Origin of the sequence: Streptomyces crystallinus, from assembly GCF_039521265.1 — a bacterium.
GTDB lineage: Bacteria > Actinomycetota > Actinomycetes > Streptomycetales > Streptomycetaceae > Streptomyces > Streptomyces crystallinus.
Genome location: NZ_BAAACA010000004.1, coordinates 185,533 through 195,590, shown reverse-complemented (window position 1 = coordinate 195,590; position 10,058 = coordinate 185,533). Strand labels below are relative to the sequence as shown.

Genomic DNA, 10,058 nt, shown 5'->3' with positions numbered 1-10,058 from the left:
CCCGACACGCTCGGGCAACGCGGACAGCGATTTCGCCACGGTTGGCGATGAGCACCTTGCGCACGATGGCTCCCTCCTTGAAAACAAGCTGAGTTTAGGGAAGCCGTACACCGGCCCACGACCCGTCCCCCGTGGTGAGGTTGCCCACACGGAGTGTGATGCGCGGCTCGCTCATGTCGCGAAATCCCTTGTCGCACCACGGTACGCCGGGTCCCTGCCCGGCACATTAGCCTTCTGGTGTGGTCAAGGTCTCTGTCTCCAGGGCCAGTGGGGCCCTCACATTCTTTGTGGAGTCCCTACGAATGGCCGAATGATTCTTTGCGCTCGGAAGATCGTGCTCCCGCTCTCGTCCGGACCCTTGCCCAGGGGTTTACCCGTTAGTAGCGTTCGGTTGTCAGACGTACTACCGGTAACAGGGGCTGGGTGTCAGCAGGGGGTGGTGCGCGGTGGCGCGCAGAGCACTGGCCGTGGTGGCCGCGATCGTTCTTCTGGGCGAGGCCGTCGGCATCGTGCTGGTCAACTGGTTCCTCGGGCGCGTCGTGCACCGGCAGAACATGTCCCTCGGCGGTATCGACTCGGACACCATGTCGAACACCACGTACGTCATGGGCGGGGTCTTCGGCCTCTATCTGGCCGTGTGCGGCGCCATCCTGCTCTTCACCGGCGTACGCGACCGGGCCCCCGGCCGGTTCGGGCGGATCCTGCTCATCACCTGCGCGGTGGTGCACGGCGTCCTGGGCGCGCTCACGGTCGGCCTGATCGGCTGGGCCGCGTTCGCCTTCATGATGGTGGTGCTGGCGCTGGTGGTGCTCGCCCTGCTCATGTACGCGCCCCCGGGCCTGCCGCCGGAGCCGGTTGATGCGCCGCCGTCGGGTGAGGGCACCCCGCCGGAGCCCGCTGCCGCGTGAGCGCTCCGCTGGTAGGGGGATTTCGTCTGCGGACCATGGGTGGCTGGTCGCGCCCACGCGGCGGAGCCGCACAATGACACAGCCCCGCGCCCCTTGGATGCGCCCCTCCGGGGCGCCCAAGCTCAGCTCAGGCCCACAGGTCCGTGATCCCGATCCCCAGCTCCGCCAGCAGCGTGCGCAGCAGCGGCAGGGAGAGGCCGATGACGTTGCCGGGGTCGCCGTCGATGCCGTTCACGAACGGGGCCGAGCGGCCGTCCAGGGTGAACGCGCCCGCCACGTGAAGGGGTTCGCCGCTCGCCACGTACGCGGCGATCTCCGCGTCGCTGGGCTCGCCGAAGCGGACCGTGGTGGACGCGGTGGCCGAGGCGCGGCGGCCGTCGGCCGTGTCGATCACGCAGTGGCCGGTGCGGAGCACCCCGGAGCGGCCGCGCATGGACTTCCAGCGGGCCGTGGCCTCCTCGGCGTCGGCGGGCTTGCCCAGCGCCTCGCCGTCCAGCTCCAGGACCGAGTCGCAGCCGATGAGCAGGGCCCCGGCGGCCTCGGGGCGGGCGGCGACCGCGTCGGCCTTGGCCTCGGCCAGCACCAGGGCGAGCTCGCCGGGGGTGGGGGCGGTGAGGGCGTCCTCGTCGACCCCGCTGACGATGACCTCAGGGGCGAGGCCGGCCTGGCGCAGCAGACCGAGCCGGGCGGGCGAGGCGGAGGCGAGGACGAGGCGGCGTGCGGCGGCTGTCATACGGGTCATCGTAGACAGCGCGGCACACCGCCGGGCCGGGGCCCGGGTCAGCGGAAGCTGACCACGAACATCCCCAGCACCATCAGCAGCGCCAGCACCAGGCCCGCGCGCCGCATCATCGCCTGGGCGTCGCGCAGTTCCTTCGGCGGCTCGTTCTTCGGGTCGGACCAGAGCATGCCTTCGATACTGCGGCGGGACGCGCCCCAGCGCCTGAGTACGGGTACTCAAGGCGCGCCGCCTCCCTGCGGATACGGCGCGCCCTCGAAGCCCGGCTAGGCGGGCCAGTACGTACGCGCCCAGGAGCGCGGTCCCGGCCGGGGCACCGGGTGGCGGGCGATGCGCGCCGGGTCGGACCAGTCCTCGGGAGGCAGCGGCGCGCCGGACGACACGGAAGCCGTCGCCGCGGCGCGCGCCCGGACCACCGCCAGGGCGGCGGCCAGCTCCTCGGGGGTCGGGTTCCCCCGTACGACCTTGATCACAGCGGCTCCTTACAGGGGGATGTTGCCGTGCTTCTTCGGAGGAAGGCTTTCCCGCTTCGTGCGCAGCTGACGCAGCCCGCGCACGATGTGCGCACGGGTCTCGGACGGCATGATCACCGCGTCCACATAGCCGCGCTCGGCCGCGATGTACGGGTTGAGGAGCGTGTCCTCGTACTCCGTGATCAGCTGCGCGCGGGTCGCCTCCTGGTCCTCGGCCGCCGCGATCGTGCGGCGGTGCAGGATGTTCACCGCGCCCTGCGCGCCCATCACCGCGATCTGCGCGGTCGGCCAGGCCACGTTCAGGTCGGCGCCCAGGTGCTTGGAGCCCATGACGTCGTACGCGCCGCCGAAGGCCTTGCGGGTGATGACGGTGATCAGCGGGACGGTCGCCTCGGCGTACGCGTAGATCAGCTTGGCGCCGCGCCGGATGATGCCGCCGTACTCCTGGTCCACGCCCGGCAGGAAGCCCGGCACGTCCACGAAGGTGATCACCGGCACGTTGAAGGCGTCGCAGGTGCGCACGAACCGCGCGGCCTTCTCGGAGGCGTTGATGTCCAGACAGCCCGCGAACTGCATCGGCTGGTTGGCGACGATGCCGACCGGGTAGCCCTCGACGCGCCCGAAGCCGGTGATGATGTTCGGCGCGAACAGCGCCTGGGTCTCCAGGAACTCGCCGTCGTCGAGCACGTGCTCGATGGCGGTGTGCATGTCGTACGGCTGGTTCGCGGAGTCCGGGATGAGCGTGTCCAGCTCCCGGTCGGAGTCCGAGACCTCCAGGTCGGCCTCCTCGGGGAAGGCCGGGGCCTCGCTCAGGTTGTTCGAAGGCAGGTACGACAGCAGCGACTTGACGTACTCGATCGCGTCCTTCTCGTCGCCCGCCATGTGGTGCGCCACGCCCGAGGTGGTGTTGTGGGTGCGCGCGCCGCCCAGCTCCTCGAAGCCGACGTCCTCGCCGGTGACCGTCTTGATGACGTCGGGGCCGGTGATGAACATGTGCGAGGTCTGGTCGACCATCACCGTGAAGTCGGTGATGGCGGGGGAGTAGACCGCGCCGCCCGCGCAGGGGCCGACGATCAGCGAGATCTGCGGGACCACGCCCGAGGCGTGCACATTGCGGCGGAAGATCTCGGCGAACAGGCCGAGCGCGACCACGCCCTCCTGGATCCGGGCGCCGCCGCCGTCGTTGATGCCGATGACCGGGCAGCCGGTCTTCAGCGCGAAGTCCATGACCTTGACGATCTTCTCGCCGTAGACCTCGCCGAGCGAGCCGCCGAAGATGGTGAAGTCCTGGGAGTAGACGCAGACCGGGCGCCCGTCGACCGTGCCGTAGCCGGTGACGACACCGTCTCCGTACGGGCGGTTCTTCTCGATCCCGAAGTTGGTCGAGCGGTGCCGGGCGAACTCGTCGAGCTCGACGAACGACCCCTCGTCGAGGAGCAGGTCGACCCGCTCACGGGCGGTCAACTTGCCCTTGGCGTGCTGCTTTTCCACAGCGCGCTCGGAGCCGGCGTGCGTCGCCTCCCCGATCCGGCGCCGCAGATCCGCGAGCTTGCCCGCGGTCGTGTGGATGTCAGTCACTTCTTGCTGCTCCGGCTCGGACATCGGGACGCGGCTCCCTGCCTGGTCACGGGTTTTCGGCTGGCTACTGACTCGTAGGGTAGTGGCGCGCCTACCGTTCGGCAGTGCGTCGTTTGCCACATCGGCGTGCGCTTGCGCCCACGCGCCTAACCTGGGCCGTATGACGCCCCAGGACGCATCCGAAAGCCGCTGGTCCGACCTCGACCGGCCTCCTCTCAACGCCTCCGCCCTGCGCCACGCCCTCGTACGGCCGGGCAGCTTGTGGACCTCCCTGGAGGTCGTCCAGGAGACCGGCTCGACCAACTCCGACCTGACCGGGCGGGCCGAGGAGCTCCCCGAGGGCGCGGTGCTGGTCGCCGAGGAGCAGACCGCCGGGCGCGGCCGGCTGGACCGCAGCTGGTCGGCGCCGGCCCGCTCGGGCCTCTTCTTCTCCGTACTGCTGCGGCCCGGCGCGGGCGTCCCGGTGGACCGCTGGGGCTGGCTGCCGCTGCTCACCGGGGTCGCGGTGGCCACCGGCCTGTCCCGCGCCGCGGGCGTCGACACCGCGCTGAAGTGGCCCAACGACCTGCTGGTCACGGTCGGCGGCGAGGAGCGCAAGGCGGGCGGGATCCTGGCCGAGCGGGCGGGCGAGGACGCGGTGGTGGTCGGCATCGGCCTGAACGTCACCCTGCGCGCCGACGAACTCCCGGTGCCCGCCGCCGGTTCGCTGGCGCTGGCCGACGCGGTCTCCACCGACCGCGAGACGCTGCTGCGGGCCGTGCTGCGCTCGCTGGAGCAGTGGTACGTGGACTGGCGCGAGGCGGGCGGCGACCCGGCCGCGTCCCGGCTCCAGGAGACCTACGCGGCGGGCTGCGCCACGCTCGGCCGGTCCGTGCGCGCCGAGCTCCCGGGCGAGCGCTCGCTGACCGGAGAGGCGGTCGCGGTGGACGGGGACGGGCGGCTGGTGCTCGCCACCGAGGGGGGCGGGCGGGAGTCCGTGGCGGCGGGCGACATCGTCCACCTGCGCGCGGCCACCGGCTGACCGACCGCGCACCGGCCTCCTTTCCGCGCCCTCCCTCGCTCCCCGCAGCGCCTCCCGGCGACAAGGCAACGGGTGCGAGGACGTGAGCTACGGCACACCTGCCGTATCGTGGAGCCCGATCCAGCGACAGATCGGCAGGGAATGGGCAGGGAACGGGCAGGAGGCGGCTGGTGACCGTCGACGACACGCAGTCCGGCGAGGGTGGCGGTCCCCCCTCGGAGCCGGCGCCCTCCGCCTACCCGACCCCACACCACGTCGTGGACCACACGGCCGAGCCGACCGCCGACCCGCTGGCCATCCGGCTCGAACAGCTGATCCTGGGCGCCGACCGGCGGTACACGCCGTTCCAGGCCGCCCGGACCGCCGGTGTCTCCATGGAGCTGGCCTCGCGGTTCTGGCGCGCCATGGGCTTCGCGGACATCGGGCAGGCCAAGGCGCTCACCGAGGCCGATGTGCTGGCGCTGCGGCGGCTGGCCGGTCTGGTCGAGGCGGGCCTGCTCAGCGAGCCGATGGCGGTCCAGGTGGCCCGCTCCACCGGGCAGACCACCGCCCGGCTGGCCGAATGGCAGATCGATTCCTTCCTGGAGGGCCTGACCGAGCCGCCCGAGCCCGGTATGACCCGTACGGAGGTCACCTACCCGCTGGTCGAGCTGCTGCTGCCGGAGCTGGAGGAGTTCCTCGTCTATGTGTGGCGGCGCCAGCTGGCCGCCGCGACCGGGCGTGTGGTGCAGGCGGCCGACGACGAGGAGATGGTCGACCGGCGGCTCGCCGTCGGCTTCGCCGACCTCGTCGGCTTCACCCGGCTCACCCGGCGCCTGGAGGAGGAGGAGCTGGGCGAGCTCGTCGAGGCCTTCGAGACGACCTCCGCCGACCTGGTGGCCGCGCACGGCGGGCGCCTGATCAAGACGCTCGGCGACGAGGTCCTGTTCGCGGCGGACGACGCCGGTACGGCGGCCGAGATATCGCTCCGGCTGATCGAGACCATGGGCCACGACGAGACGATGCCGGCGCTGCGCGTGGGCATCGCCTTCGGCACGGTCACCACCCGGATGGGCGATGTCTTCGGTACGACCGTGAACCTGGCCAGTCGGCTCACCTCGATAGCGCCCAAGGACTCGGTCCTGGTGGACGGCGCGTTCGCGGAGGAGCTGGCGCGCACCGGCGACGCGCCGGTCTCGGAGACGCAGGCGGCCGAGGAGGCCGCGAAGGCGGAGAAGGAGGGGGAGGAGCCGCCCAAGTACCGGTTCGCCCTCCAGCCGATGTGGCAGCGGCCGGTGCGGGGGCTTGGCGTGGTGGAGCCTTGGATGCTGCACCGCAGGGGCTGAGGCTGCGTTTTTGCTGCGGGCCGTGCGTGGCTGAGCGCGCAGTTCCCCGCGCCCCTATGGGGCACGAGGTACTCCGCCTAGGATCTCCCGACGTAACGTTCGTTAACGTCGTCGGGAGGGTCTCATGGGTACGGGTGAGCAGCGGTACGGGGAGTTCGTGGGCGTGCGGCGGCACGGGTACGTCGCCGAGCTGGTGCTCGACCGGCCCAAGGCGATGAACGCCGTCTCCAGCGAGATGGCCCGCTCGGTCGCCGCCGCCTGCGACGCGCTCGCGGCCGACGCCTCCGTACGCGTGACCGTGCTGACCTCGACGCACGAGCGGGCCTTCTGCGTGGGCGCCGACCTCAAGGAGCGCAACTCCTTCACCGACGCCGAGCTGGTGCGCCAGCGCCCCACCGCGCGCGCCTGTTACACCGGTGTCCTCGACCTGCCCATGCCGACGGTGGCCGCCGTGCACGGCTTCGCGCTCGGCGGCGGGTACGAGCTGGCGCTCGCCTGCGATCTGATCGTGGCCGACGCGACGGCCGTCGTCGGTCTGCCGGAGGTCTCCGTCGGCGTCCTGCCCGGCGGCGGCGGTACGCAGCTGCTCCCCCGGCGCGTGGGTGCGGCCCGGGCGGCCGAACTGGTCTTCACCGCGCGGCGGGTGGAGGCGGCCGAGGCGCGTGAGCTGGGCATGGTCGACGTGCTGGTGGACGCGGGCGAGGACCGTACGCAGGCGCTGGAGCTGGCCGGGCGGATCGCGGCCAACTCGCCGGTCGGGCTGCGCGCGGCCAAGCGGGCGATGCGTCTGGGCCACGGGCTCGACCTGCGGGCGGGCCTGGAGGTCGAGGACGCGGCGTGGCGGTCGGTGGCGTTCTCGGGGGACCGGGCGGAGGGTGTGGCGGCGTTCAACGAGAAGCGGAAGCCGCAGTGGCCCGGGGAGTGAACTCTGGCGCCGCCCGGGTACACGACGTTCTTGATCGGCTTGGCCCGGCCAACTGATCAAACCGGGGCAAACCTCCTTAAGCTGGAGGGATGCGCGGTGAGGGTGAGGGCAGGGGCGGGACCGAGGACGCACGGCTGCGGGCCGTGGTGTCGCTGGCGCAGGCCATGGCGGCGGCGCACACCCCGCGCGAGTCCTGGCGGGCCGCGGCGCTCGGCGCGCGGGACGCGCTCGCCGGGAACTTCGCCGCGCTCTCCACGTGGGAGCGGGAGCTGGGGCGGCTGCGGGTGCTGGTGAACGCGGGCGAACGGGCCGCCGGGGAGGAGGAGTTCCCGGAGGACGAGACGTATCCGGTGCACCAGTTCCCCGAGATCACCGAGTTCCTGCACGAGCGGTGGGCGAACGGGGGCGAGCCCAACGCGTGGGTGGAGACGGCCGCCGGGCCCGGGGACTCGGCGGGCTACTGCCACGAGCGGGTCACCGCGCTGCGCCGGCGCGGGCGCGGCTGCTGTGTGGTCGCGCCGATCGTGCTGCACGGGCGGGCGTGGGGAGAGCTGTATGTGGCCCGGCCGGTGGGCGCGCCCGTCTTCGACGCGTCGGACGCGGACTTCGCCACGGTGCTGGCGTCGGTGGCGGCGGCCGGGATCGCCCAGACGGAACGCCTGGAGGAGGTCCGCCGCCTCGCCTTCACCGACCCGCTGACGGGGCTGGCCAACCGGCGGGCGGTGGACGTACGCCTCGACGAGGCGGTCGAGGCGCACCGGCGGGACGGGTCGGTGGTGAGCCTGGTGGTGTGCGACCTGAACGGGCTGAAGCGGGTGAACGACACCCGGGGGCACGCGGTGGGGGACCGGCTCCTCGAACGGTTCGGGTCGGTGCTGTCGCTGTGCGGCGCGATACTGCCGGGGGCGCTGGCGGCCCGGCTCGGCGGCGACGAGTTCTGCCTGCTGTCGCTGGGGCCGCCCGCGGACGAGGTGGTCCGGGTTGCTTCCCAACTGTGCCTGCGGGCCGGTGAGTTGGAGCTGGGGGAGGGGGTGGCGTGCGGGGTCGCGTCCACCGGTGACCCCATCGGGCCGGTGCGCTCGGCCCGCCGCCTGTTCCGGCTGGCGGACGCGGCCCAGTACCGGGCGAAGGCGGCGCGCTCGGACGCGCCGGTGGTGGCGGGGCGGGACGGGGCGGTGGTGCGGCTCGCGGACGCGCCGGGGCCGGAGCGGGCGGAGCGACGCCGCTTCCGTGGCCGGGGTTGATTCCCCCGCCCCGCCCCTTCCCTGAACCCTCCGGGGGTGGGTGCGTCGGCTGCGGACCGTGCTGGGTTGCTCGCGCAGTTCCCCGCGCCCCTAGGTGCCCAGGGGCGCGGGGAACTGCGCGACCAGCCACCCACGGTCCGCAGCCGAAGCGCCCGGCCGTCCGCCGGAGGACCTTCGGGAAGGGGTGGGGTGGGGGACTAGTGACACGCGGCGATTCAATCCGTACGCTGCTGAATATGGATATGCACACTGTCGTGGTGGGGACGTCCGGCACGACCCCGGAGGACGTCGTCGCGGTCGCCCGGCACAACGCCAGGGTCGAGCTCTCGGCCGACGCCCGGGACGCCCTCGCCAGAGCCCGCGAGATCGTCGACGCGCTGGCCGCCAAGCCGGAGCCGGTGTACGGCGTCTCCACCGGATTCGGCGCCCTCGCCACCCGGCACATCAGCCCGGACCTGCGCGCCCAGCTCCAGCGCAACATCGTGCGCTCGCACGCGGCGGGCATGGGCCCCCGGGTGGAGCGCGAGGTCGTCCGCGCGCTGATGTTCCTGCGGCTGAAGACCGTCGCCTCGGGCCACACCGGCGTACGCCCGTCCGTCGCGCAGACCATGGCGGACATCCTGAACGCCGGGATCACCCCCGTCGTCCACGAGTACGGCTCGCTCGGCTGCTCCGGCGACCTCGCGCCCCTCTCGCACTGCGCGATGACCCTGATGGGCGAGGGCGACGCCGAGGGCCCCGACGGTGTGGTCCGCCCGGCCGGCGAGCTGCTCGCCGAGGCCGGTATCGAGCCCGTCGAGCTGCGCGAGAAGGAGGGCCTGGCCCTCCTCAACGGCACCGACGGCATGCTCGGCATGCTGGTCATGGCCCTCGCCGACCTCAAGAAGCTCTACACCTCCGCCGACATCACCGCCGCGCTCTCCCTGGAGGCGCTGCTCGGCACCGCCAAGGTGCTCGCCCCGGAGCTGCACGCGATCCGCCCGCACCCGGGCCAGGGCGCCTCCGCCGCCAACATGCTGGCCGTGCTGAAGGGTTCCGGTCTGACCGGGCACTTCCAGGAGGACGAGGCCCCGCGCGTCCAGGACGCGTACTCGGTGCGCTGCGCCCCGCAGGTCGCCGGCGCCGGCCGCGACACCATCGCGTACGCGCTGACCGTCGCCGAGCGCGAGCTCGCCTCGGCCGTCGACAACCCGGTCGTCCTGCCGGACGGACGTGTGGAGTCCAACGGCAACTTCCACGGCGCCCCGGTCGCCTACGTCCTGGACTTCCTGGCGATCGCCGCCGCCGACCTCGGCTCCATCGCCGAGCGCCGCACCGACCGCCTGCTCGACAAGAACCGCTCGCACGGCCTGCCGCCGTTCCTCGCGGACGACGCCGGTGTCGACTCCGGTCTGATGATCGCCCAGTACACGCAGGCCGCCCTGGTCAGCGAGATGAAGCGGCTGGCCGTCCCGGCCTCCGCCGACTCGATCCCGTCCTCCGCCATGCAGGAGGACCACGTCTCGATGGGCTGGTCGGCCGCCCGCAAGCTGCGGACCGCGATCGACAACCTGACCCGGATCATCGCCGTCGAGCTGTACGCGGCGACCCGCGGCATCGAGCTGCGCCACGGCCTCACCCCCGCGCCCGCCTCCCAGGCCGCCATCACGGCAGCCCGGGAAGCCGGTGTCGGCGGCCCCGGCCCGGACCGCTTCCTCGCCCCCGACCTGGCCGCCGCCGACGCGTTCGTACGCAGCGGTCAGCTGGTCGCGGCCGTCGAGCAGGTCACCGGTCCGCTGGCCTGACACCCGGTCAGTACGTGGGAAGGGGCGCCCGGGAACTTCCCGGGCGCCCCTTCACGTACGC

Annotated in this window: 11 protein-coding genes; 6 read left to right on the top strand and 5 right to left on the bottom strand. The window is 72.8% G+C overall.

Going from position 1 to position 10,058, the window contains the following annotated elements:
- Nucleotides 1-64 (bottom strand): biotin carboxylase N-terminal domain-containing protein (locus tag ABD236_RS02960; protein WP_344069737.1); only part of this gene is annotated, 64 nt, incomplete at its 3' end.
- Between the two features lie 382 nt (nt 65-446).
- Between ABD236_RS02960 and ABD236_RS02955 the strand changes: the two genes are divergently transcribed.
- Nucleotides 447-908, top strand: a complete 462-nt coding sequence (locus ABD236_RS02955) for a hypothetical protein (RefSeq protein WP_344069709.1) — start codon at nt 447-449, stop codon at nt 906-908.
- A 127-nt stretch (nt 909-1,035) separates the two neighbouring features.
- Here ABD236_RS02955 and ABD236_RS02950 read toward each other — a convergent pair whose 3' ends face one another.
- The 4 genes from ABD236_RS02950 to ABD236_RS02935 all read right to left on the bottom strand — a co-directional run bounded on the left by ABD236_RS02950 (nt 1,036) and on the right by ABD236_RS02935 (nt 3,722).
- On the bottom strand, nt 1,036-1,650 hold the full coding sequence (locus tag ABD236_RS02950; RefSeq protein WP_344069706.1) for a Maf family protein: 615 nt from the start codon (nt 1,648-1,650) through the stop codon (nt 1,036-1,038).
- A gap of 38 nt (nt 1,651-1,688) precedes the next feature.
- A complete protein-coding gene (gene mmpB / locus ABD236_RS02945; protein WP_344069703.1) occupies nt 1,689-1,817 on the bottom strand; it encodes a morphogenic membrane protein MmpB in 129 nt (42 codons plus the stop codon).
- Between the two features lie 96 nt (nt 1,818-1,913).
- Nucleotides 1,914-2,120, bottom strand: a complete 207-nt coding sequence (locus tag ABD236_RS02940) for an acyl-CoA carboxylase epsilon subunit (protein ID WP_067163418.1) — start codon at nt 2,118-2,120, stop codon at nt 1,914-1,916.
- A gap of 9 nt (nt 2,121-2,129) precedes the next feature.
- The gene (locus ABD236_RS02935) at nt 2,130-3,722 is read right to left on the bottom strand and encodes an acyl-CoA carboxylase subunit beta (RefSeq protein WP_344069697.1); all 1,593 of its coding nucleotides are present in this window, start codon (nt 3,720-3,722) and stop codon (nt 2,130-2,132) included.
- Nucleotides 3,723-3,858: 136 nt separating this feature from the next.
- Here ABD236_RS02935 and ABD236_RS02930 point away from each other — a divergent pair, with 136 nt between their 5' ends.
- The 5 genes from ABD236_RS02930 to hutH all read left to right on the top strand — a co-directional run bounded on the left by ABD236_RS02930 (nt 3,859) and on the right by hutH (nt 9,997).
- On the top strand, nt 3,859-4,719 hold the full coding sequence (locus ABD236_RS02930; RefSeq protein ID WP_344069694.1) for a biotin--[acetyl-CoA-carboxylase] ligase: 861 nt from the start codon (nt 3,859-3,861) through the stop codon (nt 4,717-4,719).
- 170 nt (nt 4,720-4,889) lie between these two features.
- Nucleotides 4,890-6,044 carry an adenylate/guanylate cyclase domain-containing protein gene (locus ABD236_RS02925; RefSeq protein ID WP_344069691.1) on the top strand — a complete coding sequence of 385 codons (1,155 nt, stop codon included), beginning with the start codon at nt 4,890-4,892 and terminating at the stop codon, nt 6,042-6,044.
- Between the two features lie 124 nt (nt 6,045-6,168).
- On the top strand, nt 6,169-6,969 hold the full coding sequence (locus ABD236_RS02920; protein ID WP_344069688.1) for an enoyl-CoA hydratase/isomerase family protein: 801 nt from the start codon (nt 6,169-6,171) through the stop codon (nt 6,967-6,969).
- 89 nt (nt 6,970-7,058) lie between these two features.
- Complete coding sequence (locus ABD236_RS02915; protein WP_344069685.1) at nt 7,059-8,213, top strand: GGDEF domain-containing protein; 1,155 nt, start codon at nt 7,059-7,061, stop codon at nt 8,211-8,213.
- 242 nt (nt 8,214-8,455) lie between these two features.
- Nucleotides 8,456-9,997, top strand: a complete 1,542-nt coding sequence (gene hutH / locus ABD236_RS02910) for a histidine ammonia-lyase (protein WP_344069734.1) — start codon at nt 8,456-8,458, stop codon at nt 9,995-9,997.
- Nucleotides 9,998-10,058 lie beyond the last annotated feature (61 nt).

What these genes read in the sequence shown, in the direction of transcription:
- ABD236_RS02950 (WP_344069706.1), bottom strand. Translation starts at nt 1,650, where the DNA reads ATGACCCGTATGACAGCCGCCGCACGCCGCCTCGTCCTCGCCTCCGCC.
- mmpB (WP_344069703.1), bottom strand. Translation starts at nt 1,817, where the DNA reads ATGCTCTGGTCCGACCCGAAGAACGAGCCGCCGAAGGAACTGCGCGAC.
- ABD236_RS02935 (WP_344069697.1), bottom strand. Translation starts at nt 3,722, where the DNA reads ATGTCCGAGCCGGAGCAGCAAGAAGTGACTGACATCCACACGACCGCG.
- ABD236_RS02930 (WP_344069694.1), top strand. Translation starts at nt 3,859, where the DNA reads ATGACGCCCCAGGACGCATCCGAAAGCCGCTGGTCCGACCTCGACCGG.
- ABD236_RS02920 (WP_344069688.1), top strand. Translation starts at nt 6,169, where the DNA reads ATGGGTACGGGTGAGCAGCGGTACGGGGAGTTCGTGGGCGTGCGGCGG.
- ABD236_RS02915 (WP_344069685.1), top strand. Translation starts at nt 7,059, where the DNA reads ATGCGCGGTGAGGGTGAGGGCAGGGGCGGGACCGAGGACGCACGGCTG.
- hutH (WP_344069734.1), top strand. Translation starts at nt 8,456, where the DNA reads ATGCACACTGTCGTGGTGGGGACGTCCGGCACGACCCCGGAGGACGTC.